The following is a 24,001-nucleotide window of genomic DNA, read 5'->3' as shown; positions in this document are numbered from 1 at the left end:
GTTCATCTCGCACCTCTTCCCTCGCCCCCTCCCCTCTTCTGGTAGGTCATAGCGGGAAATTTCCGAAGTTCTGGCCCGGAGAGAATGTCTTGCCGAGACTGCGCAATCCGCTCGAAGAACAGGCTCAACTCAGCGAGCGCTCGGGATCTAGAAGGATAAGCGCGGCCCCTTCGCCGGAGCCGAGAGCAGCATCGTGCCAACGCCAAAGTACCAGACTGCACCCGCCACGGTTCTGCACAGATGGCACGAGCGCTCCTTCTATCCCGTCGGCGATGAGTTCAACAGCAAGCTGCCAACTTGGCGGAGGATTACGAGATGTTTGTGCCAGCGCCTTCCATGACGTTTCTAGCGCTTGAGCAACCACTGAATCGAAGGGGCCACCCCGGCCGTCAGTAAGATCGGCGATGCGCGATGCGTTGACGTGGTAAGGTGCAAGAGTACCAGGTTTGGGCAGGCCCTGATAGAATTCAGCCACGGCCGTTGCGTGATCGGTCGCCAGATAGAGCGCAGGAGTTCCGCGCGGATTCCAACGCCCACCATAGAGCCTTGCGCCCTCACCCGATAACGGCGTGCGTTGGTGGGGTATCGGCAGCATGCGCCATAGCGGAACAGAAAGATGGCAGATCGGATAGCTCATGAAGGAAAGTTAGCCGCAGCTTTACTCAGCAAGAATGGGCCCTCGTTGTGAAACAGGCAGCCACAACTTCATGAATAGACGCCTTCGGCCATGCGCTCGAGGTCTTCGAGCACCGCATCAGCATGACCTTCCTCAACCAGCTCCTCGGCGGTCTTACCCCATCCAGGAATCGGCTGGTACTTGAACCAGATGATTGCGCGACCTTCTTCACCCGACAAGTCTGCTGCCCGGGCGATGATGCGGGCAATCTGCCCCAACTTTTCCTGAACAGCCGGGCTTTCCGGGCGGCTCGTCATCACATTGCGATTGAGATGCGCCAGCTTCGAAAGCCGCGTCAGCGGAAGACGCAGCCGGTCTGCCATGCGCTTGGGGGCGATCAGGTCGCCGTCACGAATATCATCAAGAAACGCTGCAAGCATGGGTGCACTCCTTGCCCCAATATATGCCACCAAATTTGCTACGACAAGATTGGAAGGCGTATACGTGACACCCGTGGAATTCAGTAATGCGGACGCAGGTCAATCGCTTGCCCGACCTGCACGACCGCAAGTCCGTTCACTGCTGCAACCGTTCGCGCAAAGGCTTCAGGATCATCACCCCTGAAACCGCCCGACAGCCGCATGTCCGCGATGTCGCGTGTCGCCAGGCGAATTTGCATGGCGTTCTGGCGATTAAGCTGCGCGACTGCCTGACCCACAGTCAGATCGCTGGCGGGCAACAGCGTCGATCGGACAGGCTCCGCCACGGCCGTCGTCCGTACCACTGCAGCTTGCGTGGTTACGGTTCGCCCCGCGGACAGATGACGTGTCTCTCCGCCAGGCAAGGTCACTTCGGCGGCACCGGACACAACCTCGATCCTGCCGTCGTCGCCGGCCACGGTCACGTCGAGCACGGCATCGTCCGTTCGGACCGACACGTCCCGCACATGGATTTCCAGTGGCCGGACATCGTTGCGGCCTGCGTGGATGCTCGCATGCCCCGCCTGCAGTTCGATGCGGCGCAAGGCCGAACCGATCTGCACCTGCGCTCGGCTCGCGCCGTCCAACGTCAAAGCGCTGCCGTCCTCAAGCTGCCAGGTGCGCATCTCGCCGGACACGGTCTGATAGGATCGTGCTTCGACCGCGCCGCCGATTTCGAGCATGGGCCCCACCCCGACGAAGCGAACCGACAGCAAACCCACCGTGACCATCACGGCCAGCGTCACCGCCACGACATGGGTGCTGCGCCGCATATAGAACGGTGCGCGCACAAGGCTGCGCGAACGTCCGATATCGGTGTTCGCCAGCAGCCGGCTTTCCCGCCAGGTCCTCTCGACCTCGGCATAGGCAAGGCGATGTCGAAGATCGCGCGCCAGCCACGCCTTGAACGCCGGGTCGCTCTTGCCAGGCTCGGCACCTTCGTGCCGTGCCAGCCATTGGGCTGCTTGCTGCCGGATCGAATCCGGAATCGTATCCTTGCCCGCGCTGGTCATGGCTCGCGCATGTGCTTTGCCAGTTGCTGGATCGCCCGGCTCATCTGCTTTTCCACGGCGCGCACGCTCAACCCCGTCCGTTCGGCAATCTCGACATAGCTATAACCATCGAGCCGGCGGGCAAGAAAGACATTCCTAGTCATGGGCTTGAGACGATCAAGCGCTCGTTCAAGCCGCCGCAGGCGATCGCGCGCTTCGAGATGACGGACGGGGTCGCTCCCGGCGATTTCGACCTGGTGGAGCGGAACATGGCTATCGGCGTGCTGTCGGTGAGCCGTGCGCGCCTGATCGCGGGCTGCATTGCGTGCCGCTTCGGCAAGGAACGCTGCAGGCGCCTCGATCTCCGCGACGGCACTGCCTCGCCCGGCGAGGCGGACGAAGACCTGGTGCATCATGTCCTCGGCAGAATCGAGGCCGGTGCGCCGCGCAATCCGCCGCAAAAGCGACGGGCGCTCGGCCCGGTACATCTCGTCGATCAGCGACGCCGATATCGCGTCAAGTTGGACAAGCACGGGGAATGGCGCCTCGCTCATCGCAGGCGCCGCCTGTTGGCGTGATCAATAGTCCGCGTCATCAAAATGCCGGAGCCCCTCAAAGACGAGGCGCTCCGGCGAACAACCGGATTCTGAGAACGTGCTTGAAGCGCACGCGCCGACACCTTTGGCCCCGAAGGGCTTGGACATACGCACCGGCAATCCGGCTGCGGTTCGCAGCAGAACGAAGAAGTCTCTCAAGCGAGGTTCTCAGGCCTCGGCGCGCCGGTGTCCGGCTACGCACTTGAAATCTATGTCAGAAAGATGACCGTGACAAGCCGCTCAACCGCGCCCGATCGCCGAAACCACGTCCAAAGCGGTTTCAAGCGGTACAAAAAGGCGGGTCTGGAAGCGGATGATCTCGGTAAAGCAGCCTTGCGCCTTGTACCAGTCGAGCCGGGCAACCGACCATCCCGTGAGTTCAAGCCGCTGGGCACCATTGACGAGGCTGCGCTTGAGCGTGAGCGGATCGACGCTCGCGACCTCCATCGCGCGGCCCGTGGCAAGCACGGCTTCGACAATCACGTGCGGTGCCAAGGTTGCCCCCTCGCCCAGCCCAAGCGCACGGCACAGCGCGGTCACATGCGCTGCCGGAACCTCACGGCCGAGCAGCGAGCGTCCGTCACGCGCCGCAATGCGCGAAACGCGGACATGATCGGAGGGCAACTTGCCCCAGACCGGAAGCAGCAAGCCCGTCGCGAGATGCAGCCGCTCCACCCTGAGTGATGCCGCAGCCTCGTCGACTTCGCCCTGCCAGCATTCGCGTAAGGTCTCATGATCGACCGGTTCCCAGTTGCTCTCGGCAAGATCGTCAGCGATCATCCAGGTGCGTTTGAGCGGCCGGATCAGTTCGAACCGGGCGATGCGCGCACCTTCGTCGGTCAGCAGGCTACGTACTGGCACGACAAGTGCGATACGGCCCCACCGCGCATTGCGCACCGGGCGGTGCTGCGGATCAGCGAGTGCATGAAGCCCCTCCAGACGTGCGAACGGCAGCGGTTTGAGGGCGCGCGCGATTTCGAGCTCGAGGAGATGGGTGGTCGCCCCGGAAATCGTATCGGTGCGCAAGAGTGTGTCCGAGATGATATCGTAGCGTTCGACCGCGATCGTCTCGACACCGAGGTCCAGCGTTCCAGCTGCCCTTGCGGCATCGACCCGCGCTTCGACCAGCCCCAGGAATTCGTCAAAGATCGCGTTCTGCAAGGCGATCGGCAGCGCCAGGATGCGGTTGAGCCAGCGCTGGATCGGGGCAAGGTCATCGGCGAGCGATCCATCCGGGTTCTCGATGGCAAGACCGGTCAGTTCCTGGAACCGACCCAGTGACACGGCGTCCAGCTTGCCCTGGAACAGCAGGCCGAACCAGCGATGCAGCGCCTCCTTTGCGTAGGAGCTTTCGAGGTTGTCTGCCGGATCGAACAGGTTCTGACCGCCGGTCTGACGCTGGCCGCGCGTCAGTGCGCCAAGACTGTCGAGACGCCGGGCGATGGTCGAGATGAAACGTCGCTCGCCGCGGACATCGGTCGTGACCGGGCGGAACAAGGGGGCCGATGCCTGATTGGTGCGATTGGTTCGCCCCAACCCCTGGATCGCTGCGTCGGCACGCCAGCCCGGTTCGAGCAGGATGTGCACGCGCCGCGCCTGGTTCTTCGCGGCAAGATCGGCGTGATAACTGCGGCCCGTGCCCCCGGCATCGGAAAAGACCAGGATACGCTTGTCGCCTTCCATGAAAGCCTTCGTCTCGACAAGGTTGGCGCGCGGACTGCGCGACTGGAGCTTTTGCCGCCCGTCTGCGCCGACAATCAGTCGCCTGCTGCGCCCGGTCACTTCGGCGACAGCATCAACGCCGAACCGCTCGATGAGGGCATCGAGCGCCGGCGCGATCGGCGGAAGGGCACAAAGTTGCTCGATCATCCGATCGCGCGCCGCGACCGCTGCCCGGCACAACACGGGGTTGCCCTGTTCATCGATCATCGGCTCGGATCGAGGATTGCCGTTCTCGTCGGTGAACACCGCCATCAGTCGGACCGGGAAGCTCTTCTCAAGATACAGCACAACCGCTTCGCGCGGTGACAGGTCGATCTCGAGCGCCTCGCGCTCGGCATCGGACAGGTCGGCGAGCCGCCGATCGAGCATGGCCTCGGAGGTCGAGACGAGCTGGACGACGACGGCATGGTCTGCACCGAGCGCCGCCTCGATCGCGGGAAGCAGACTGGGCAGCTTCAGGGAGAGGAGCAATTGCGCGAAGAACCGCTGCTTGGTCCCCTCAAAGATCGAGAGCGCGGCGGACTTGGCCCCGCTGTTCAGCGTACCCCCACCGTCGCTGTCGACGATGCGTGTCGCTTCGAGGGCTTCGCGCAGGTTCGCATGGATCACCGCCCAGGCATCAGCGTAGACGTCGTAGATAGCGACCTGATCGGGCGTCAGCGCATGTTCGAGGATCTCATACTCGACGCCTGCGAAGGAAAGGGCGCGCGCGGTGTAGAGACCCAGTGCCTTCAGGTCGCGCGCGACAAGTTCCATGGCCGCGATTCCGCCCTCGCGGATGTCGGCGACGAATGCCTCGCGGTTGGCGAACGCGGTTTCTGGTCCCCACAGACCGAGCCTTGTCGCGTAGGCGAGGTTGTTGACGTCCGAAGCGCCGGTAGCCGAGGCATAGAGCACACGGGCACGCGGCAGGAGATTTTGCAGGCGAACCCCGGCCACGCCCTGTTCCGATCCCTTGACCTTGCCTCGCGAGCCTTCGCCACCCGCCGCGTTGGCCATGGCGTGCGCTTCATCGAAGACCAGCACGCCGGAGAAATGTTCACCCGCCCACGCGAGAATCTGATCAAGTCGCGTCGCATCGTTCCGGCCTGATCGCAGCGTCGGATAGGTGACGAAGAGAATGCCATCGCCCATCGCCACCGGGGCGCCCAGTTTCCAGGTGCCCAGAGGCTGGATGTCGATGGGAAGGCCCCCCAATGCGGTCCAGTCTCGCCGCGCATCCTCGAGCAGTGCCTCGTTCTTCGACACCCAGATGTGCCTGCGCTCGCCCCGCAGCCAGCGGTCGAGGATGACGCTGGCAACCTGCCTCCCCTTCCCCGCACCGGTGCCATCGCCCAGAAAGTAGCCCATGCGGTAGGCCGAACCCTCGGCATCGGATACGAGTGCGCAGCCCTTGTCCTCGGGGCGAAACTTGCCCGGCAGATCGCGCGTATGGGCGCTGGCAGCATAGATCAGGGTTTCGGCCTGTGCTTCGGAAAGCCCTCCATTTTCGATCAGCCCTGCCGGCAGCTGCGGAACCTCGGTCGGAATCGGGGCGGTGATCGAGCCCATCGCCACCGATTCCACCAGAGGCGTCGGATGCTCGACCGCGCCGTCGATCCGGATACGGCTCGGCCTGTAGGGTAGATAATGACCAACCTGCTCCGCGATCGGGGCGGGTTCATTCAAGGCTTCGAATGCGCAGGGCGCTGCCCCCGCCTTCCCGGCGGTGCGGGCCGGTGGTGGGGCAATCGCCGTCCGACCGGCTTTGGGCAAGATCGGCAATTGCAGCGGCGTTCGCGTCGGCATCGTCGGGTCCGGCCCCGCGCTCTCGCGCGGCGCAATCGCCTCGACCAGTTCGGCGAGACGGGCAAGATCGCCGGTCCTGGCGATGACGGGCCTGCCCTTCCCCGCGACCTTGTCGATCACGACAAGGCGCGTTGAAATCGAGGTGCCATGCCGGACAAAGGCGCGATCAACCCCAAGGTCGGCCCGCAATGTCGCGTCCATTCCCAGGCTCGGCATGGAACGGTGAAGGTCGAACCATTCAGGAAGGATCGCGACCAGACGCCCGCCGGAGGCCAGTCGCTTCCATGCAGAGCGAACATGGCGCGCTGCGGTCTGGCCATCGTGCCCGCGCTCGATCCCGTGTGAATAGGGCGGATTCATCAGCACGACCGACGGCAGCAGCGCGGGATCGAGGAGATCATCGATCAGTTCGCCATCGTGCCCGCTGATCGTGGCATCAAGGAAGGCGCTCCCAAGGCACTCGCGCCGAAGCGGCGAGATTTCGTTGAGCACAAGGCGCGCACCCGCCTTTGCGGCCCAGACCGCCAACATGCCCGTGCCCGCCGAAGGTTCGAGCACGCAGTCCGTCTGCTTCAGCCCCGCAGCCCTCGTGGCAAGCCAGGCGAGGCGTGGCGGTGTTGCAAACTGCTGGAGCTCGATCTGCTCCTCACTGCGCACCGTCTGGTTCGGCACCAGGCCCGCGGCGATCTCAAGCTGGCCTTCGACGACCATCGGGAGCGACGCGACATCAAGGCGGGGATTGTCCCGCAGCCACAGCACCTGCCCCAGTTCGAGCGCGACATGGGCATCGCGCACCGACCAGCGCCCTTCGGCATCGCTGCCGCCAAACGCCGTCGCCATGATCGCATTGAGGACACCGCTATCAACCCGCTGGATCGCGGTGAGACGTGCGGCAACCGCGCGGGCGGCAACCAGCACCAGCGGTTCGGCACGAACATCGAAAGCAAGCGCAAGACTGGAACCGGACATGGGACCTCCTGACGAGGCCCCTGAACCTGCGAGGCCTCAGCCTCCCCTTCCCCCCTCCCCTCCCGAAGGCTTGGACGCATCATCGGTTGCTGCCGCCATCAGGACATCGTTCCAGTCCTGGCCGCCAATCGGCGGGCAATGGGTGAATATCGTCCTTCTGCTCCTGCCATGCGCAGCGCGTGCCCGAGTTTCCGCAAGCCGTCCGCCCTTATCGGCATCGGTGAACAGGTGAAGTTCGGTGACGCTGTCGGGGATCGCAACCTTGCCGAAACGTTCGTTGCCGAGCGTGGCCCAGCACGGAATGCCGAATATCTGAGTGGCGGACAGAGCCGTCTCGATGCCTTCCGCCAGTCCCAGCTTGCCATCGAAGGACCAGCCCAATCGCACGGCACCTGTACCAAGTCTGCCCAACGCCCGTTTTGGTCCGTCAACTGATGCAACTGTCGCAGTTGCCGGGTCGATGAAGGTGCGGTGGACAGCGATAATCCCGGCGTCGCTCCGCACCGCGACAAGCATCGCCGGCAGGAACTGGACCGAGCCCTTGGGGCCCAGCGGGGTACGGGGGTGAAAGCGGATCTCCGGAGTGGGCGTGGCAATGCCACGAAGTTGGAGATACTGGTCCGCAGTCGATCCTGACAGTGGATAGGCTTCCTGCCATAAGCGAACGGCATTGCGGCTCGGCGTAATTGTTGGCTCGACAGGTGGTCCATGCACTCGGGACGGGCCGTCGAACAGTTGTGTAATGCGGATACCCTGATCCGAGAGCGCGCGTAGGATTGCCTGATTGGTGCAACCTGCAAAGCAATGGAACAGTAGTGCTCGCGTGCCAAGTGTGACGCTGAGCGATGGCGTCCGATCATCGTGGGCTGGACATCGGCACATGCCTTGAGTGCCGTGCCACTTCCCTTGGAAGCGACGGACGATTGCTTGACCGATCTGCGTGAGATGGAAATTTGAAGGTTTTGGCATGCTTCCTCGCTTGCTCAGTATCCCCCGATGCTGTGACGGTGCTGCAGGTCTGTACTTTTACAGGGCCCCTCGCCCTGTCTCCTTCTCTCTTTAAAAATCTATGCAAACAGCGCCGCTGCTTGCAGCGGAGGATTCTCAGATTCTAAGGATTCAGATTCTGCTCTACGAAAGTCACGCAAATCCAATGACCTGTGATGTCTATCCTGACCAAGTGGGGGATTTTCCCTGACTAAACGGGGGCTCGACCCTGACCGTTCGGGGGGCATAACCTGACCCATCGGGGAAACCCTGACCTTGTGGGGGGGGGGCGTTGCCGCAGCGATGTTGGCGATGGCCCCCAACTGTCAGATGAATCCTCTATAGCGAAAAAGCGTTGCCTCCGCCCATTTCCAGGTAGGGTCATTGCGACTCGGCGGATTTCCTTCCCTAGTTTGCAAATCGCAAGGCGTTTGATCCTGACCTCTTGGGGGAAGTGACCATAACGCACCCTCTATCCTGACCTGACTTGACGAAAGGGGTCAGGTCAGGCAGCACCATCACGCACGATACTCTCACAGAATCGCAGTTTGGCATGGAAAATGAGCCTGACCCAATAGGGCCGTCTGGCGAGGTGGCAGCGGCGGAAGAAAAGCCGGGTCGCGCTATGCGGGTGGCTGCCGCTTTAAAGGCCAAGGGTGGTGAGGAATTCGCTAAGCCCGGAAGCATCATCGAGGTAAAGTTCGTCAAAGGTGAATCGCTCAGTCTGACCGCATCGCGACTCTTAGCGCTGATGATCCTCACTGCTGGTGGGGATGCTTGGGAAGACCGACCACATAGGATGCGAAAGGCGGATATCCGACGGGGTCATAAGGGCAACGAGCGGATCACCGACATGCTCCAAGAGCTTCACAGAACTCTGTTTGCCATCGATGATCGGTCTTGGCGCGGTAAAAAGGCTACGACGCTCTTTTCGTTGATCTCCCGCTCGCGGGAAGAAACAGAAGAAGACGGTGGAGAAGCTGGGTGGATTGAATGGGAGTTCACACCTGACGCACGGCGATTGATACAGGCATCTGAGACTTATGCAGTTCTCAACCGACAAGCCGTTCTTGGCTTTCGTTCGAATTACGCGCTTAAGCTCTACGAGCTCGGAGCGTTGCGGCTCCATCGCCGGCAAGCGACATGGCGGGGTGATATGGCAGCCTTACGTGCAGCGCTCGGCATCCCACCCGAGGTCTACACGGATTTTGCGCAGCTGCGTCGCAAGGTGCTAGAGAAGGCTAAGGCTGAAATTGATCAGCTCGCCCACTTCCGTGTGGAATGGAAGGAGACGCGCCAAGGCCGAGCAGTGACTGAAATCGAATTTCGGTTCGAGCCAAAGGGCGCGCCAGAGGTCCTTGATACGGTAGACGAATTGGATCGTCATTCGGCAGGGCGGAAGGAACGACGTGCCGGAACTGTCGAGACTGTCGTTGCAGATTCTGTCATCTCTACACCGCCGAGCAACAGGCTGGCTGACGCGCGGTTGTCGGAAGGGACTTTCCCAAGCGGGTCCCTTCGATATGGGCACGACGACCTTTTGGCCATTGGGCGCCAATACGGGGGCGGTTGGGATGTCGACATGATCGCAAACGGCTTTCGGGAGCACTTGGGAGCTCGTCTCGGTAAGCTTCGGGGCGCAAAGCTCACCGCAGCCTGGAAGGGTTTCTGCGAAGGCTGGTTCAACCGACGGGGGCGTCCATGACGTGAAAATTGCACGCGTGCAATTTAAGTCCCCCACCGAGTCAGGATAGGGCGCGTAATGGCGCCCGAAGAACCAAAATTGAGCTCTCACTTTCGAAAATTGCGATTTTATTTTTCCAAAAGCGCAAGTTGGTGTACCTCCCGCTGAATTGCGAAAGGTGGGCCTGTGTCAAACGGACTTGAGATTGAGGAAGCTGCTCGGGCGATATCCGTGGCGGCACTCGCAAATCGTGCGTCTTCAGTTCTGGAGAGGTTGCGGGATTCCGCCCGAAATGCACGTGCAAATGAGCGCCGCGAGCCCACTTTCACGATCGGCAAAGCTGCGGAGCTGGTAGGACGGACACCGGCAGCAATTCGTGACGCCGAGAAGGACGGACGGTTACCGGAACCGGCGCGAACCGATAACAATCGGCGTGAGCGTTACACACTGGCGCAGCTGAACGACATGAGGGGTGTTTTCGGAACCAGGCCGTATCGTGCGCCTGAGGACCCGTGCTGCGTCGTAGCTGTTCAGAATTTCAAAGGCGGAGTGGGTAAATCCACCATCGCTGTTCATTTGGCGCAGTACCTTGCGATAAGAGGATATCGTGTGGCGCTCGTTGATTGCGATAGCCAAGCGTCTGCCACGACGCTCTTTGGCTATGTCCCCGACCTCGATCTTGACGAAGATGACACGCTCTACCCGTTTTTGCGGGAAGGGGAGCGATCTTCCCTGGACTACGCTTTACGCAAGACGCACTTTGACGGTCTTGAGCTGATTCCTGCAAACTTGAGGCTCTTCAACTCGGAATACGAGCTAGCCGCGCGGATGGCTCGGGGGAACGATACGCTCCTTGATCGTCTCAAGGAGGGGATCGAGAGCATTGCAGATCGCTTCGATGTGATTGTGATGGACCCTCCACCTGCCCTTGGAGCAATTTCGCTTTCAGTTCTGCGGGCAGCAAACGCGCTGGTTGTTCCTGTGCCGCCCACCGTTATGGACTTTTCTTCGACAGCCGCATTTCTATCGATGCTGGATGAGACAATCGAACAGCTTGCTGAGCGAGGCCTCGCTCCAGAACTCGAGTTTTTGCGTTTCGTGGGGTCGAAGGTCGATGAGAACAAGTCCATGCAGAAGGAGCTTCTGCAATTGATGCGGACGCTTTTCGGGCACGCAATGGTTTGGACACCGCTCAAGGATTCAGCAGAAATCGACAATGCAACCGCTCGTCTGATGACCGTGTATGAACTTGATGGTCCAGCCACTAGCTCGGCTGTCCGCAACCGTTGCCTTGGTTATCTTGACGGGGTGAATTCGGAGATTGAGGTCGACATTCGATCAATGTGGCCCAGCCATCAGGCGCGACTGCGCAAGGCAGCTTTGGCATGAAAAGGCAGAACTGCACGCGTGAAGTTCGCGGACACATCACGAAATTGCACGCGTGCAATTCTGCAATGGGGAGGCTCGCATGAGCAGAAAGAACAGCGAGTTTGCGGCCGATTTGGTCGCCGGCATTGACCTTTCCAATGAAGCGGTTCCGCTTCGCCGCTCCAGCATTGCTTCGAATGTCTTGACGGGGCGTTCTAACCGACTGGCAGACCTTGCTGCAGGAGCCATCGTCACCCGGACGCACGAGTTGGTCGATCCTGCCCGTTGCAAGATGTGGGCGGGCCATAATCGCGATTACGCGCTACTGAACGAAGAACGCTGTGCCGATTTGATTGACAGCATCAAGGCGCAGGGGCGCCAGGAAATTCCTGCAATTGTCCGGCGGGTCTCTGGTGACCCCCAGTTCGATTTCGAAGTTATATGTGGTGCGCGCCGGCATTGGACGATTAGCTGGTTGCGGGCGCATAACTACCCTGACTTCAAGTTTCTGGTCGATGTCCGCGAAATCGGGGACGAGGAGGCCTTCCGACTCGCTGACATAGAGAACCGCGCCAGGGACGACCTGACGGATTTGGAGCGAGCGAGGGATTATCTGCGTGCGCTCGATCTGTACTATGAAGGTCGTCAAAAGACGATGGCTGAGCGGCTAAAGGTATCCGAGAGCTGGCTAACCAGATACCTTGATTTGGCTCGGATCCCATCTGAACTGATGATCGCATTTCGGGAGCCCCAGGATTTGGGCATCCGCAATGGCATTGCGCTGAAGGCATTGCTGAAGCCCGAAGAGCGAAAAGCGAGAGCGTTCCAAGAAGCGAAGCGCCTGCACGCCGAGCAGGAATTGAATGGCTCGGCAATTCCAGTGCTTGACGTGATAAAAGCCCTCACACTCGCAGCAGATGCCCCCAAGAAGTCAGGATCCCCCAAGAAGTCAGGAAAGCCACTGACGGTCGCCAATGAAGGAGGGAGGCCGGTGCTTCGCATAGAGGGTGCCGACCGCAAGGGAGTCCGGATCACTCTGTTGAACAGGGGAGGAGCCTCGCGCGCGGACGTTGAGAACGCGCTGAAGGCAGTACTTGATGAACATTGGGGTTAAGGCCGCAATGAGCACGTGATGCCACGGTAAACCGATTGGGCGTTCGTTGGCCTGATGTGATGATGGGAGCCGCAATGGCTTGATGGAGCCGAGCGATCGGCCTTTGAAGGGGTTCTTCGCGGGCCAAAGATCGGTCTGCATGGAATTTTGCCCTCAGAAGCCCCCTGAGCGCACTGGCTGCCTCTCCGCACCTCACCCCTATCGAGGGTGTCTTTCGGCGCTCTGAGGGGCGTTTCCGGCGACGTCAATTTTCCGTCAGTAAATCAATATCTTCCGAATTTGGACCTTCCGACCTCACGCCAAGCCGCGCCAAGCGCGCATTGAGCGCCGCCATCTCGGCGTCAAAAGCGGCAAGGACGGGTGTAAGAGCAAGGGAGGGGGGCGCAAGGATCGTCGGGCGGCCGAGCGACGGAGCGATCAGCCCCAGCGTCAGCGCGACGTCGCGCGCAAGGTAGCTACGCCAGGTGGCGCGGCCCGAGGTCTCGACCAGCACGCCGAGACGGGTGGCCCGCTCGAGCAGCTTGCCCACGCCCGAAATGGTGAGCCCAAGTAAAGGGGCGAGCGTGCGCGCGGCAAGGCAAGGCTGGGTCAGGGTGAGCCGGCCGAGATCGGCAAGCAGGCCGGGCCGCCGTTCGCGCGCGATCGCGGCGGCGGTGCGCCGGGCGTGATCCTCGAGCCGGTCAAGCCGAACGAGGCCATCCTCGGCGACGCGGCGCAGTTGTTTCAACAGGCGTTTGAGCAGCGCGGGGCGCGGGCCAATCGCAAACCGCTGCCCGGGATCGCCGAGCACGAGGCAGGGCAGGGGGCGGGCGGTGAGCCCCATGCGCGCGAGCACAATCGGGAAGGCGAGCCAGGGCGCGATGGTCTTGTCGCTGCGGACCCAGGTGTCGAGCAGCGCCAGCGCGCGGACGAGGGCAGGGGCCTCGGCCCAACCTTGGGGCGGATCGAAGGTGAAGGGCAGGTCCTCGCGCCAGTGGCGACCGTGGGGTTCGGCGAGGCGTGCCTCCCACGGGGCTAAGGCGGCAAAAGGATCGGCTGCCGTTTCAAGGCGGGGCCGTCCGGCCAGCTGGAGACCGCATGCGTGAGCAATACTATCGATTTCGTCGACCGCGAAGGCCTGCAGCCGCAGCGCGGCGGCGTAGCCCGCCCAGCTGGCCCGCAGGCGCCACGCCGGGGCCCAGGAACTCGCGCAAATCCGCGCATCGAGCCGCGCAACGGCGGCGGACGCCTCGGCCAGCGCCCCCGCCAGATCGGGGCTCCATGCGAGCGCGCAGAGGGGCAGGGGAGGGGGGCTCATGAGACAATTGTAGACCAGAGAAACCATTACCGTCCACGTACTTAATGCCATAGTGGTGATAATGGCTGCTTATCGTGTCTCTATACATCAAAGAGGGGGTGAGTTATCCTTGCCCCGATGCCGAAAAAGCCCGCCTCGATCGCGATTGTCCGCCTGAGTACCGCGCCCGAGGACCTGGTCGCGGACGTGCGCCGCATGGTCGGTGCGGGTGTTCGCATCGACGAGGCCTTGCTCGACGCGGCGATGCGCGGGTGGTCGGCCAATACGCGCCGCGCCTTCCGCTCCGACCTCGGCCTGTGGGGGCAGTGGTGCCAGGCGCGCCGTGTCCAGCCCGGTTCGGCCACCCCCGCCGTCGTGGCCGCGTGGATCCGCGCGCTCGCCGGGATTGACGCATCGGACCAGAAAATCCGCGCGATGGCGACGATCGAGCGCTACGTTGTCCATGTGGGCTGGGCCTACCGCATGGCGGGGCGGACCGATCCGACCGCCGACCCGCTGGTGAAGTTCGAGCGCAAGGCGGCGCGCAACCACCTGGGCGTGCGCCAGCGGCAGGCGCGCGCGATCCGCTTCAAGGGCGACATCGCCGATCTCGACAGCCCCGCCTCGGGGGTGTGCCTCGCGCACCTGCTCAAGGTATGCCGGCCGGATGCGCTGGGCTTGCGCGATGCGGCGCTGTTGCGGATTGCCTATGATACCGCGGCGCGGCGCTCCGAGTTGGTGGCGATCGAGGTCGCGCATGTCGAGGGACCCGACGCGGAAGGGGCGGGCGTGCTGCACATCCCGTCGAGCAAAACCGACCGCAAGCAGGCGGGCGCCGAGGCCTATCTCAGCCCGGCGACGATGACGGCCATCGCGCGCTGGCGCAAAGCGGCCGACATTACCCGTGGGCCGTTGCTGCGGCGGGTCATCACGCATTTTGACGGGTCGATCGACCGCATTGGGGGCGATCGGCTGCATCCCAACAGCATCACCCCGATTATCCAGCGGCTGATCCGACGGGCGTGGGAGAAGGGCCTGCTTGGGGCGATGGGCGAAGCCGAACTGGAGCGGTGGTTGAAGGCGGTGTCCTCGCATTCCATCCGCGTCGGCGTGGCGCAGGACAACTTCGCGGCGGGCGAGGGGCTGCCCGCGATCATGCAGGCCTATCGCTGGCGTGATGCGCGCACCGTGCTGCGCTATGGCGCGAAGCTCGCCGCCAAAAGCGGCGCCAGCGCACGATTGGCGAAACGGTTTGCGGAGGAGAGTTAGGGTCCGTTGGCATGGGCGAGAGATGAAGCAATTGCGCCTTCACCTCGGCCAAGGCATTCGGCCTGATGGGCGGTCTTGTCCTGCTGCTCAAAGAAATGGCACGTTCGCTGGTCGGCGGCTGATCGCGTGCGATCGGCTGCCCGAGATTTTCAGTCCCAGATAGATTCCTCTTCCCAGCTTGGCAGGAAACCGCCCTGCGCCGCGCTGGCGAACGGCATGGCCGGGAAGGCAAGCCAGTGCTCTTTCATTCGCCTGCACCATGAGGTGCCCGGGTTGATCCGCTTGATGAGATGGCTTGCGGCCGCCGCGGTGCCATAGACACGACTTCGCTGGGCGAAGTTCGCGCCAATATGGACGACCTGCGCCGCTTCCCATTGTTTAGGAACCTTGGGCTGATTGACGATGCCAGCGTTCCAGAGGCGGGCATGGTGCGCGCAGATGTTGCGGACGAAGGCAAGCGCTCTGATCCAGCTTACCAGCGTGTCGGGCAGCAAGCCGTATCGCTTGGCGATCGCAGCACGGTCATTGGGGTGCGCCATCTCAAGCAGCCAGGAGAGCGTTCCGAAGTCCCATGCCTCTACCGCCATCCAGATTGGTATCGGGGAGCTGTAGGTCGCCAGAAACTCCCGCACCCAATCCTCTTTGGACCGGGTGATGGACTGGTCGGCCTTGGTTAGCCAGCTCGAGTGGCGCGTGCTGCCCTGCATGGGCTGGTTTGCGCGCTGCGCGTCGAGGTGGGCCGGATCACGGTGCGCCCATGCGTTGCGCTTGCCCAGCGCGTGCGCGAGATCCACGCGCAGCGCGACCTCGATCCTTTCCAGGGCGTCGAGGAAAAGGAGCCGCAACTGCTTGTCGAACAGATAGAGATCGACCGCATGACGAAACTCTGCGCCGGCTTCAAACTGCTCGATGCGCAAGGTCTTCGGAGGATTGTTCGGATCAAGCACGCGCCGCTGGAGCGGCTGCCAGTACAGAGTGAGACGACCGTACCCTATACGCTGCAAATGCTCGATAGCCTTGGGCGCATCAGTGACTGCCAGGCCGCGTTGCATGAGAAGCGCAAGCTGGTCGGCAAAACTGCGGTGAGCTTTGGTGTAGGGCGGCAACATGGCCCAGATATGAAGAAGGCCGCCCCTTGATGCCAGAGGCAACAGCGGGGACGGCCATGTTGCGAACGATATACGCCGCGAAAGCTAACATTTCAAGAACAAGTTGAAATGGCTGCCAGCCTCAGAAGCCCATATAACGCCGCCCACCCGCTTGCGGGAGAGTTGACGCGCAAAATCCCGCCCCAAGCCTTGCACGCTACATGTGGGCAGTCCCGGGCCTTGGTCGGGCCGGGACCATTCCTAACGGTCAGCCGGCCACCTCCAGTGCTGCTGCGTGTTCTGCGCCGATGTGGCTCAGCATCCAGTCCGCTTCGTCCTGCGCTTTGCGCCCGGCCCTAAAGATGCGTCGCTTGTCATTTCGCAACGCCTGCAGCCAGCTCGACGGCATGGTCTTAGCGATCATGCAATTTGATTCCGGACACGCCGGGAAAGCCATGTTGCTACCACTATGCCAAAAAGCTTTGATGATCGTTTGTAAACATCAACGTTCTTTGATGTAGGCAGAAGCCCGTTTCGCGATCATCAAATGGTGTCGCTGTCGATAGACGATCATCAAAAACGGCAGTTGAGCCGCGCTCACATGTCGAATATCGCCAGACGGAGATGCCATTGCCTGTTGCCGATTACGAAGAACGATTTCTACCCGCCACACTCGACTTGGGCGCGCTGTTCCCGCTGGTCGGGCCAGAAAATGCCGCGATCGCGCGCCTGGCGAAGCGGTTCGCGTAAGAAGGGTAGTCGGTGCGAACGGGGCACGACGAAGGAATTGCGCCACCCGGCGGCGTTTTGCATAAGGGTCACATGAAAAAGAATATCGCTCTTGCGAGGCTCAGACCTTTTGAGCACCGCTTGCGCGAGCGCGGTATCATCGCGTTGTACCTGTTCGGCTCGACCGCGCGCGATGAAGCCGGGGATGCGTCTGATCTCGATTTGCTGTTCGAATACGATCAGAGCCGACCGTTCAGTCTCTTCGACCAGGCGGGTGCCATGCTGGAACTGTCCGACGAACTCGGCGCAAGGGTCGACCTGGTGTCGAGGATCGGGTTGCGTCCCCCCGTTCGGGCGCGCGTCGAGGGCGAGATGGTGCGCGTCTTCTGATAGCTGACCTGGGCGATACCGTGGATGATTTGGTGCTGTTCATCCAACGCGTCGAGTAGTCGGTGCGGGACCGCAGCCTCGGCGAGTTGGTCGTGAACGGCGAGGTTTATGGCGCGCTCGCCAGCCTTACTCTAGCATGCTTAGCCGGACTTGCGTGGCCGCCCGCCTTTGGCGCCATTAGCGCGCGCTGCTGCGGCCTTGGCAACCGAACGCGCTTGTCCAGCGCGGCGCGCCATGTAGGTACTCGTGCCGAAAAGACCCGCGAGAAGACCCGGGATCGAAAGGTCTACATCGAGCCCCTCCCAGTGGAGGCCATAGCCATTGCCCAGCACTTCGAAGGCGGCGAGTTCGTCGTCGCTTGCCTCCTCCAGTCCTTGGGCGAGATGCGGTGGGAAGGTGAAGGAGCAGCCATTGGTCAGGGAGACAACCATCCGACCTCGGCGGCGATCGTAGCGCGCGCTGGCAGCCCTGGGTTCAATCTGCGCAGCGATGCGCCCGCGCTCTTCGGCAGCGGCTAGTTGTGCTTCGCTCAGGTCAGCCGTGCGAGGTTCAACCATGGATCTCACTCCAACGCGCGAGCAGACCCTTCTGCTCTTCCATTACAACCTGCATGGCGCGGCGGACATCGCCGCGCTTCATGCCTTCAATGGTCACGATCTCCGGCCTGCCGTCGGCTCCCAACAGGTTGATCTTGGCGTGTCCGTCGCCGAAAACGTGGACATGGGCCGGCGCATGGTCATCGACGAAGATGATAAAGCGCAAGCCATGCGCGCGGTGGACAGTGACCATCAGGCAATATAACCCATCATGATAGGTTATGCAACGTACACAGCTCTGCGTTCGTAAGAGGCTTGGAAAGGCGCTAGCGTCGCTTCGGGAGTAACTCTCGTTTCAACCTGCGGCATCCAACGCGCCACCTCAAATGAGTGGCATAAGTAATGCGCCGACGGAACACTCACTGGGGATGCACATCGTGATGGAACGTGGACCAGCGTGGCCTTGTCGCCAATCAACACTCGTGCAACTTCTGCGAGTGTGACGAACCGAATACGTGCACTAGCTGCGAAATGAGGTTCAGCGCGCGGTTGGCAGACTGCGTTCATGAAGGAAATGCCGGTGTATTGCTGGCCATCAGAGACAGTGAGCTCGACGAAGCGGTGATTTCATGTGTGTTGCAGGAGATTGATCATGACAAAAACGCAGAGCGTTCTGACTGCGGTGCTGCTCGAGACGGCCGAGGATCTGAACGGTGCCGATCTGATCAGCGACGGCACTTTCGAGAAGATCACGTTGCGTCACCTCGGACCGGAGAATCCGCCGACCGCAGTGCCTTTCGATGCGGAGGAATTCCACAGCGTCCGGGATAGGGCGGATTGGAGCTAGGCCGCACCCGCAAGGTATCTGGACCTGACGACCGGCTGTTTTCGCAACTGGAGCGAGACACCAGGCAGGCAAGGGGGCCGCTTGGCGGTTCGGGCTAGACATGGCTAGATTTCCCTAGACGCCTCATCCTGCTCTCAGTCGGCAGCATCCAAACGTGTCTTGCCGGGCAGATTTTTTAGATCGGCCACAAGATCGGCCATAAATTGCTGTCAGCGTGAGGCTGGTGCTCTCGGAAAACCCGAAAATTAGCGGCGAATGCCCGTTTGGAAAGCGATCCGAAGATCGGCCAAACACGTGGCGTATCATGCGCCGATCGAGCACTGCCCGAGAATGGGCGCCGTTATAGTGGTCGAGCGGGCGTGGGCTTGTCGCCAAACAACGAACGTGCGACGCTTGGCAGTGCGATGAACCGATCCCGTACCCTGGCTGCGAAGGGTGCGAAGCCATGCTCAGAATATTCCCGGTTGGCGCAGGTTTGGCGCTTGGACTGCTGGCATTCCACGCCAATGCCCGCGAAGTCAGCCTCGAGACCTTCCCGATCGCGGTGAACCCCGATTTCGTGATACGTGGGGGTCGATCGCCGAACGTTCGCGAACCCACTCAAGTCGTAATAACGCCGAGCATCCGGGCTTCCGGAAACGAACCAATAGGCCTGGCTGGCGCGCCACCGATCGCCCCTCACAATCTGTGCCAAACAACACTAATGTCCCCGCAACCGGGCCTGTCGACCCTAGCCCAAATACGCCGGACAGTGCTCTATCCCGTCATCGCGCTGGCGGCCTGCGCAGAAGGCGTGCCGCCAGCGCTTCTCGACGCGCTGATCGCGCGCGAAAGCCGCTACAACCCGGCGGCGATCAGCCCCAAGGGCGCGATCGGGCTGACTCAGTTATTGCCCGCCACGGCATCTGCTCTCGGCACGGGCAATCCCTGGTCCACCTATGCAAACCTCAAGGGCGGCGCGCGCTACCTGCGCCAACAGCTCGATGCGTTTGGCCGCTACGATCTTGCCCTGGCGGCGTACAATGCAGGTCCCGGCAATGTCCGGCGCCACAAGGGCGTACCGCCTTTTGCGGAAACGCGCGGCTATGTCGATGATGTGCTGGCCACTCTGCTGCGGGGCCGACCTTTGGCGATGCCTATGCCCAAAAGTTCGGGCAGGGCGGGGGGCAGGTCGGTTTTCCTCGCCGTCTATCCTGCGTCAGTACCGCTCCCGCGCATGACCGCGCCGTGAGCGTGCATGCCGGTCAGAGCGAGGCGGACCGCGCTTCCTCGATCCGCGCATGGTGGATCGCGAGCGCCTGACAGATGCGATCGGCGACGGAAGCACACAGGGCAGGGCGCATCGGTTCGAACGCACAGTCGAGCGCATCGCCGTGTCGGCGCACCGCGCCTTCCAGTGCCCGGCAGACATTGGCCAGATTGAGACAGAGCACGTCAAAATAGAAATCGGGATCGCGGAAAACCTCGACCGCGATTGCGACACGCACGGTGTCGATTTGCAGGTGACGGACGAGCGCCTCGACTTCGGAGGACACCAGTAGCGCGGCCTCGAGCCTCGCCAGAAAGCCCTGCCGCCTCCGGATCACGCCGGCTTCGACGAGGCGCCGTGTGCTCAGGCCCTGCCGGCTGATTTCTGCGGCAATCACGGCGCAAAGGCCCTCGGAGAGACCGATCCGGCCGGTCGCGTCCGTGGAATCGCTGTCGTTGCTGGCGCGCATGGCCGTCCCCCTTGTTGCCCCGTCGACCCTGAGCGAACCGGGACGACGGCCCAAACGTGCCCGCGCGGCATCCGTCCGGCAATTTCCGGAAAAGGGGTATTGGCGCTGGCGCCACCGTCGCCCCCACGCGCTGGTCGCCGCCGAGCGATGATCCGCCGAGTCGCGCCCGGACCGGTCCACGCTGGATCGATCCGCGCGCACCATGGTGCGGGATTCGGACCAGTCTGGTCGTCCTTGTGAACCGGGCGGGGGCCGCAGCGCTCCGCCCCGGTTACGGGGCCGACCCGGCATGGAGCGAGCCGGGATCCAACGCTCATGCTGCGCAGCATTTTGCCGCTTGGCGCGACCGTCATCCCTGTCGTTCGGCGCATGACTGCGGCCTTCTGGGGATGCGGATCAACCGCGATCACGTCCGAGGGGTTTCGCCCATGACCATTCTGAAAAAGCTGCGCGGCCGCGTGCCGCACTCTGCCCAAAGCCTGGCGCTCGCTTGCGGCATTGCCGCGGCGGCCAGCGTGCTCGGCGCCGATGCGGCGTTTGCCGGCACCGACGCCACGTTCAACACCGCGTTGACCAAGTTCACCAATTTCCTGCAAGGCTCGGGCGGGAAGATAATCACCGTGCTCAGCCTGGCCGGCGGTATCGTCGGCCTTGCCTCGGGGCGCTTCAGCCTCGGCCAGGTCGCCATCCCCGTCGGCGTGGGCGTCGGCGCCGGCACCGGCATCCCGATCGTCACATCGACCGTCACAGCCACGATCTGAGACGGCAACCAACGGGCCGCGCCCTCCATCCCCCTGCGGCCCGTCAACTGACGGTGGGCAACCATGGACCGCTTCACGATCCCGAGGCATCTCGACGATCCCGAGCTGATCGGATTTTGGACGCTCGACGAGTTCCTCGTCATGTTCATTCCGTTCTTCTGGGGCGTCCTGACGCAGCACGTTGTCATTGGCCTGGTAGGTGCGGTCGGAACGTGGTTCGGTTATCGCAAGGCAAGAGCCGGAAGATCGATGTCGTGGATTCTCCACGCGGGCTACTGGCATCTCCCGGGCGCGTTTTTCGGTCTCAGGGTCTGCCCACCGTCCCACTTGCGCGTGATGGCGGGCTGAGATGGACAGCGAACTCGCCCATCTCTCCGCGCAGCGTGTGCTGCGCCAGCGCAATGCCCTCGCGCTCGCCACGCTGACGCTTGCTGTCCTTGCGCTGGGCAGCGTGTCACTGGCTTTCACCCGCGACCGCGAAGTGATCCTCGAGCCGGTCGCGCGCTCGCCGCTCGTCGTCAGCAGCGCCGGCGTTTCGAAGGAATATCTCGAAATGGTCACCCGCGATGTCGCACAGCTCGTGCTCAACCGCTCTCCGGAAACGCTCGACTACTGGATGAACGGCATCCTCGCGCTCACCGACGAGGAGGCGCGTGGCCCCTTGAAGCGCGACCTGATGAAGGTCGTGAGCGAGCAGCAGGGTTCGCAGATCACCCAGTTCTTCACGATCGACTGGCTGCGCACCGATCCCGAGGCGTTGACCAGCGAAGTCGGCGGCGTGCTGCATACCGTGGCGGGCTCCAAGGACGTCAGCGCCGAGCATCGCGTGTTCCGCTTCACCTGGCGCTACAATGGCCTGTCGCTGCGCCTCGCCGGCTTCGGCATGGTCGAGAAGGCCGCGCCCGAGACAGAAGCGAGCGCATCATGATCGGCGCCGCGCTCACGATCGGCGCAGGCTCGGTGCTGGCCGTCCCCACCCGCTGCCATGCGCAGCGTTGGGCGGGCATCGGTCTTCTCGGCGCCGTGCTGCTGGCCGTGCCGCGCCCGGCCTTGGCCGACCAGTCCCTGCTCGTTGCCGACAATGGTCTCGTCCAGTGTGAGGCTTCGCTCCGGGATCTCACGCGCATTTCTCTGAAGGACGACCAGTTCGCGTCCGTTTCCAAGATCGCCACCGGCATTCCGGCCGAGGACTTCACGGTCGTCAACGAACCGGTGCGCGGCGACATCTACCTGTCGGTGCCCGATGGCTTCGCGAAGCGGACGATCTCGTTCTTCGGGACGACCCGGCGGGGCTATGTCTACAAGTTCGCCTGTACGCTCGTCGGCGACGAGGCGCGGCAGGTGTTCATCGCCAATGCGGACATCGAACATCCGGCTGCTGCTGCCGAGGCGGTACCGGCGAACCTCTCCCAACAGGACGCCGCCACGCGGCTCGTGCGCGCCATGGCCGAACAACTGCCGGTCGACGGCTTCGACGTCGCCTGGAAGCCGTTGGTGCCGGTCACGGCGGGAACGCTGCGCGTCCAGGCGCTCGGCGAATACCGCGGCGTCACGCTCGTCGGCAAAGTCGTGCGTCTCGAGAACCGCGGGACCAAGGCCGTCACGCTGCGCGAGGATGCGGTGGCGCCCGTCGCTGCGATCGCAGTCAGCATCGCCAAGCCCGAGCTCGCGCCGGGACAAGTGACCACGGCTTATATCGTCGAGGCTGCGGGAAGTCCGGGAGGTCGACCATGATCCGCAATCCCTTCCGGCGCGGCGAGGCGCCGTCCGAGGCATCCGAAGCCGACGCACAGGATCTGCATCGCAATGTGGCGGCGGAGCGGCGACAGAAGCTGCTGTTCTACGGCGTGGGCGGCGCGCTCGCGGTGGGGGCGATGGCGTGGATCCTCCAGCCCTCGACCGATCCGACTGGCGCTGGCGACAAGGCTGGCAAGGACGGCGAGGTCAAGGTTTCGACCGACGACATGGTCAACCGTAACATGTCCGAGCGCGAATGGATGGCGCTCTCCGAAGGACAGATGGAGCAGTACGGCAACCAGATCAAAGGTCTGGAAGGCAACTCGCAGCGGATCGAACAGCTCGAGCAGCAGATCCAGTCGCTACAGGGCGAGAAGTCGGCGATGGCCGAGGACGGCACGCGCGTGCTGTCGGCTTACGAGGCCGAGAACCAGCAGTTGCGCGCGCAAGTCGCCAGCGCGCAGCAGACGCCCCGTCCCGTCGCCAGCGGACCGACCGCGCTTTATGGGGCGGGATCGCCTGGCACTTATCAGCCGGTGGGAAGTGCGGCGGGGCAAGGTCAGGCCGGCGGCGGGGCGATGATCGACGCTGGAGCGGCGCCCGGCCGCGAGATCAAGCTGGTCGCTTTCACCGGCGCCAGCGCTGGCACGGCCGAGCGGATCGTGCCCGGCAAGACGACGAGTTTCACCGACAGCGCCAACTACCTGCCACCCAACTCGATCGCGCGGGCGCGCGTGGTGGTCGGCGTCGATGCGACGACCAGCGTGCGCAGCCAGGGTGACCCGCTGCCGGTGGTCTTGCGGATCACCGGGCCGGCGCGTTCGGTCTACGCCGAAGGCCGGCTGCTGCGGACGCAGATCGAGGGCTGCATGGTCAACGGCGCGGCGAGCGGGGATCTCTCGTCCGAGAAAGTCTACGTTCGCCTCCAGCGCATGACCTGTCCGCAGCCCGGCGGCCGGTTCGCGGTGAGCGAGGTCAAGGGCTTCATAGCCTTTGGCGGCAAGACCGGGGTGCGCGGACGCGTAGTGAGCCGCGAGGGCGGGTTGGTCGGCCAGGCGTTCCTGGCAGGGCTCGCCGGCGGGTTCGGCCGCGGCTTCTCGTTCAACACCGAATCCGCGCTCAACGGCTCGAACGTCAGCGTCAATGGCGAGCGGCAGAAGCTCTCGCTCGGCGAGATCGCGCAAGGCGGGGTGGGCTCGGGCGTCGCGGGCTCGGCCGACCAGGTCTCCAAGTATCTGATCGAGCGGGCCGAGCAGTACCAGCCCGTGATCGAGATGCCGACCGGCATCGATGTGGAAATCGTCTTTCTTGACGGGGTGTTCATCCGAAACTGAA

Annotated in this window: 24 protein-coding genes; 12 read left to right on the top strand and 12 right to left on the bottom strand. The window is 62.9% G+C overall.

Annotated elements, in window-relative coordinates; genetic code table 11:
- Positions 1-124: 124 nt before the first annotated feature.
- The 6 genes from HHL27_RS19830 to HHL27_RS19805 all read right to left on the bottom strand — a co-directional run bounded on the left by HHL27_RS19830 (position 125) and on the right by HHL27_RS19805 (position 8,131).
- A complete protein-coding gene (locus HHL27_RS19830) occupies positions 125-637 on the bottom strand; it encodes an RES family NAD+ phosphorylase (RefSeq protein WP_169495130.1) in 513 nt (170 codons plus the stop codon).
- A 68-nt stretch (positions 638-705) separates the two neighbouring features.
- The gene (locus tag HHL27_RS19825; protein ID WP_169495129.1) at positions 706-1,056 is read right to left on the bottom strand and encodes a hypothetical protein; all 351 of its coding nucleotides are present in this window, start codon (positions 1,054-1,056) and stop codon (positions 706-708) included.
- A gap of 80 nt (positions 1,057-1,136) precedes the next feature.
- A complete protein-coding gene (locus tag HHL27_RS19820; protein ID WP_169495128.1) occupies positions 1,137-2,108 on the bottom strand; it encodes a FecR domain-containing protein in 972 nt (323 codons plus the stop codon).
- A complete protein-coding gene (locus HHL27_RS19815) occupies positions 2,105-2,641 on the bottom strand; it encodes an RNA polymerase sigma factor (protein ID WP_169495127.1) in 537 nt (178 codons plus the stop codon). Before HHL27_RS19815 ends, HHL27_RS19820 begins: the two co-directional genes overlap by 4 nt.
- A gap of 282 nt (positions 2,642-2,923) precedes the next feature.
- On the bottom strand, positions 2,924-7,162 hold the full coding sequence (locus HHL27_RS19810; RefSeq protein ID WP_169495126.1) for a strawberry notch-like NTP hydrolase domain-containing protein: 4,239 nt from the start codon (positions 7,160-7,162) through the stop codon (positions 2,924-2,926).
- 36 nt (positions 7,163-7,198) lie between these two features.
- Positions 7,199-8,131, bottom strand: coding sequence for a DUF7146 domain-containing protein (locus HHL27_RS19805; protein ID WP_169495125.1), 933 nt, complete (start codon positions 8,129-8,131; stop codon positions 7,199-7,201).
- 643 nt (positions 8,132-8,774) lie between these two features.
- On the opposite strand from HHL27_RS19805, the gene HHL27_RS19800 reads away from it, so the two are divergent.
- The 3 genes from HHL27_RS19800 (at position 8,775) to HHL27_RS19790 (ending at position 12,315) form a co-directional block, all read left to right on the top strand.
- Entirely contained in the window at positions 8,775-9,854 is a 1,080-nt protein-coding gene (locus HHL27_RS19800) for a RepB family plasmid replication initiator protein (protein WP_169495164.1), read from the top strand.
- A 165-nt stretch (positions 9,855-10,019) separates the two neighbouring features.
- Positions 10,020-11,222 carry an AAA family ATPase gene (locus HHL27_RS19795; protein WP_169495124.1) on the top strand — a complete coding sequence of 401 codons (1,203 nt, stop codon included), beginning with the start codon at positions 10,020-10,022 and terminating at the stop codon, positions 11,220-11,222.
- A gap of 79 nt (positions 11,223-11,301) precedes the next feature.
- Positions 11,302-12,315, top strand: coding sequence for a ParB/RepB/Spo0J family partition protein (locus tag HHL27_RS19790; RefSeq protein ID WP_169495123.1), 1,014 nt, complete (start codon positions 11,302-11,304; stop codon positions 12,313-12,315).
- Positions 12,316-12,559: 244 nt separating this feature from the next.
- On the opposite strand, the gene HHL27_RS19785 is transcribed toward HHL27_RS19790, so the two are convergent.
- Positions 12,560-13,612, bottom strand: coding sequence for a hypothetical protein (locus HHL27_RS19785; RefSeq protein WP_169495122.1), 1,053 nt, complete (start codon positions 13,610-13,612; stop codon positions 12,560-12,562).
- A gap of 117 nt (positions 13,613-13,729) precedes the next feature.
- On the opposite strand from HHL27_RS19785, the gene HHL27_RS19780 reads away from it, so the two are divergent.
- Positions 13,730-14,860 (top strand): tyrosine-type recombinase/integrase, encoded by a 1,131-nt coding sequence (locus tag HHL27_RS19780; protein WP_169495121.1) that lies wholly within the window; start codon positions 13,730-13,732, stop codon positions 14,858-14,860.
- Between the two features lie 149 nt (positions 14,861-15,009).
- Here HHL27_RS19780 and HHL27_RS19775 read toward each other — a convergent pair whose 3' ends face one another.
- Positions 15,010-15,969: an Abi family protein gene (locus HHL27_RS19775; RefSeq protein WP_169495120.1), complete on the bottom strand. Its 960-nt coding sequence runs from the start codon at positions 15,967-15,969 to the stop codon at positions 15,010-15,012.
- A gap of 247 nt (positions 15,970-16,216) precedes the next feature.
- Positions 16,217-16,372 (bottom strand): hypothetical protein, encoded by a 156-nt coding sequence (locus HHL27_RS19770; protein WP_206069734.1) that lies wholly within the window; start codon positions 16,370-16,372, stop codon positions 16,217-16,219.
- Between the two features lie 446 nt (positions 16,373-16,818).
- Between HHL27_RS19770 and HHL27_RS19765 the strand changes: the two genes are divergently transcribed.
- Positions 16,819-17,067, top strand: coding sequence for a nucleotidyltransferase family protein (locus HHL27_RS19765; RefSeq protein ID WP_169495119.1), 249 nt, complete (start codon positions 16,819-16,821; stop codon positions 17,065-17,067).
- Positions 17,068-17,207: 140 nt separating this feature from the next.
- Here the strand turns inward: HHL27_RS19765 and HHL27_RS19760 are convergent, their stop codons facing one another.
- Positions 17,208-17,624: a DUF2442 domain-containing protein gene (locus HHL27_RS19760; RefSeq protein WP_169495118.1), complete on the bottom strand. Its 417-nt coding sequence runs from the start codon at positions 17,622-17,624 to the stop codon at positions 17,208-17,210.
- Entirely contained in the window at positions 17,617-17,856 is a 240-nt protein-coding gene (locus HHL27_RS19755; RefSeq protein ID WP_169495117.1) for a DUF4160 domain-containing protein, read from the bottom strand. The genes HHL27_RS19760 and HHL27_RS19755 overlap by 8 nt, the downstream gene beginning before the upstream one ends.
- Positions 17,857-18,255: 399 nt before the next feature.
- Between HHL27_RS19755 and HHL27_RS19750 the strand changes: the two genes are divergently transcribed.
- Together HHL27_RS19750 and HHL27_RS19745 are read left to right on the top strand one after the other, a co-directional pair.
- Entirely contained in the window at positions 18,256-18,450 is a 195-nt protein-coding gene (locus HHL27_RS19750) for a hypothetical protein (RefSeq protein WP_240960091.1), read from the top strand.
- Positions 18,451-18,895: 445 nt separating this feature from the next.
- Positions 18,896-19,681, top strand: a complete 786-nt coding sequence (locus HHL27_RS19745; RefSeq protein ID WP_240960089.1) for a lytic transglycosylase domain-containing protein — start codon at positions 18,896-18,898, stop codon at positions 19,679-19,681.
- A gap of 13 nt (positions 19,682-19,694) precedes the next feature.
- Here HHL27_RS19745 and HHL27_RS19740 read toward each other — a convergent pair whose 3' ends face one another.
- Entirely contained in the window at positions 19,695-20,168 is a 474-nt protein-coding gene (locus HHL27_RS19740; protein ID WP_169495116.1) for a hypothetical protein, read from the bottom strand.
- A gap of 428 nt (positions 20,169-20,596) precedes the next feature.
- Here HHL27_RS19740 and HHL27_RS19735 point away from each other — a divergent pair, with 428 nt between their 5' ends.
- The 5 genes from HHL27_RS19735 to HHL27_RS19715 all read left to right on the top strand — a co-directional run bounded on the left by HHL27_RS19735 (position 20,597) and on the right by HHL27_RS19715 (position 24,000).
- Positions 20,597-20,929, top strand: coding sequence for a TrbC/VirB2 family protein (locus HHL27_RS19735; protein WP_240960088.1), 333 nt, complete (start codon positions 20,597-20,599; stop codon positions 20,927-20,929).
- Positions 20,930-20,992: 63 nt separating this feature from the next.
- Positions 20,993-21,277, top strand: a complete 285-nt coding sequence (traL, locus tag HHL27_RS19730; protein WP_169495115.1) for a type IV conjugative transfer system protein TraL — start codon at positions 20,993-20,995, stop codon at positions 21,275-21,277.
- A gap of 1 nt (position 21,278) precedes the next feature.
- Positions 21,279-21,857 (top strand): type IV conjugative transfer system protein TraE, encoded by a 579-nt coding sequence (locus HHL27_RS19725; RefSeq protein WP_169495114.1) that lies wholly within the window; start codon positions 21,279-21,281, stop codon positions 21,855-21,857.
- On the top strand, positions 21,854-22,663 hold the full coding sequence (locus HHL27_RS19720; protein WP_169495113.1) for a type-F conjugative transfer system secretin TraK: 810 nt from the start codon (positions 21,854-21,856) through the stop codon (positions 22,661-22,663). The genes HHL27_RS19725 and HHL27_RS19720 overlap by 4 nt, the downstream gene beginning before the upstream one ends.
- Complete coding sequence (locus HHL27_RS19715; protein WP_169495112.1) at positions 22,660-24,000, top strand: TraB/TrbI/VirB10 family type IV secretion system protein; 1,341 nt, start codon at positions 22,660-22,662, stop codon at positions 23,998-24,000. Before HHL27_RS19720 ends, HHL27_RS19715 begins: the two co-directional genes overlap by 4 nt.
- The last annotated feature ends 1 nt before the right edge of the window (position 24,001 follow it).

The sequence above is a fragment of the Novosphingobium olei genome (assembly GCF_012927405.1).
Lineage (GTDB): Bacteria > Pseudomonadota > Alphaproteobacteria > Sphingomonadales > Sphingomonadaceae > Novosphingobium > Novosphingobium olei.
This window is presented reverse-complemented; position numbering and strand designations above follow the sequence as displayed.

What these genes read in the sequence shown, in the direction of transcription:
- traL (WP_169495115.1), top strand. Translation starts at nt 20,993, where the DNA reads ATGGACCGCTTCACGATCCCGAGGCATCTCGACGATCCCGAGCTGATC.
- HHL27_RS19770 (WP_206069734.1), bottom strand. Translation starts at nt 16,372, where the DNA reads ATGATCGCTAAGACCATGCCGTCGAGCTGGCTGCAGGCGTTGCGAAAT.
- HHL27_RS19805 (WP_169495125.1), bottom strand. Translation starts at nt 8,131, where the DNA reads ATGCCAAAACCTTCAAATTTCCATCTCACGCAGATCGGTCAAGCAATC.
- HHL27_RS19775 (WP_169495120.1), bottom strand. Translation starts at nt 15,969, where the DNA reads ATGTTGCCGCCCTACACCAAAGCTCACCGCAGTTTTGCCGACCAGCTT.
- HHL27_RS19800 (WP_169495164.1), top strand. Translation starts at nt 8,775, where the DNA reads ATGCGGGTGGCTGCCGCTTTAAAGGCCAAGGGTGGTGAGGAATTCGCT.
- HHL27_RS19745 (WP_240960089.1), top strand. Translation starts at nt 18,896, where the DNA reads ATGCTCAGAATATTCCCGGTTGGCGCAGGTTTGGCGCTTGGACTGCTG.
- HHL27_RS19820 (WP_169495128.1), bottom strand. Translation starts at nt 2,108, where the DNA reads ATGACCAGCGCGGGCAAGGATACGATTCCGGATTCGATCCGGCAGCAA.
- HHL27_RS19740 (WP_169495116.1), bottom strand. Translation starts at nt 20,168, where the DNA reads ATGCGCGCCAGCAACGACAGCGATTCCACGGACGCGACCGGCCGGATC.
- HHL27_RS19785 (WP_169495122.1), bottom strand. Translation starts at nt 13,612, where the DNA reads ATGAGCCCCCCTCCCCTGCCCCTCTGCGCGCTCGCATGGAGCCCCGAT.
- HHL27_RS19780 (WP_169495121.1), top strand. Translation starts at nt 13,730, where the DNA reads ATGCCGAAAAAGCCCGCCTCGATCGCGATTGTCCGCCTGAGTACCGCG.
- HHL27_RS19825 (WP_169495129.1), bottom strand. Translation starts at nt 1,056, where the DNA reads ATGCTTGCAGCGTTTCTTGATGATATTCGTGACGGCGACCTGATCGCC.
- HHL27_RS19735 (WP_240960088.1), top strand. Translation starts at nt 20,597, where the DNA reads ATGACCATTCTGAAAAAGCTGCGCGGCCGCGTGCCGCACTCTGCCCAA.
- HHL27_RS19755 (WP_169495117.1), bottom strand. Translation starts at nt 17,856, where the DNA reads ATGGTCACTGTCCACCGCGCGCATGGCTTGCGCTTTATCATCTTCGTC.
- HHL27_RS19810 (WP_169495126.1), bottom strand. Translation starts at nt 7,162, where the DNA reads ATGTCCGGTTCCAGTCTTGCGCTTGCTTTCGATGTTCGTGCCGAACCG.
- HHL27_RS19815 (WP_169495127.1), bottom strand. Translation starts at nt 2,641, where the DNA reads ATGAGCGAGGCGCCATTCCCCGTGCTTGTCCAACTTGACGCGATATCG.
- HHL27_RS19725 (WP_169495114.1), top strand. Translation starts at nt 21,279, where the DNA reads ATGGACAGCGAACTCGCCCATCTCTCCGCGCAGCGTGTGCTGCGCCAG.
- HHL27_RS19830 (WP_169495130.1), bottom strand. Translation starts at nt 637, where the DNA reads ATGAGCTATCCGATCTGCCATCTTTCTGTTCCGCTATGGCGCATGCTG.
- HHL27_RS19790 (WP_169495123.1), top strand. Translation starts at nt 11,302, where the DNA reads ATGAGCAGAAAGAACAGCGAGTTTGCGGCCGATTTGGTCGCCGGCATT.
- HHL27_RS19720 (WP_169495113.1), top strand. Translation starts at nt 21,854, where the DNA reads ATGATCGGCGCCGCGCTCACGATCGGCGCAGGCTCGGTGCTGGCCGTC.
- HHL27_RS19760 (WP_169495118.1), bottom strand. Translation starts at nt 17,624, where the DNA reads ATGGTTGAACCTCGCACGGCTGACCTGAGCGAAGCACAACTAGCCGCT.
- HHL27_RS19715 (WP_169495112.1), top strand. Translation starts at nt 22,660, where the DNA reads ATGATCCGCAATCCCTTCCGGCGCGGCGAGGCGCCGTCCGAGGCATCC.
- HHL27_RS19750 (WP_240960091.1), top strand. Translation starts at nt 18,256, where the DNA reads ATGACAAAAACGCAGAGCGTTCTGACTGCGGTGCTGCTCGAGACGGCC.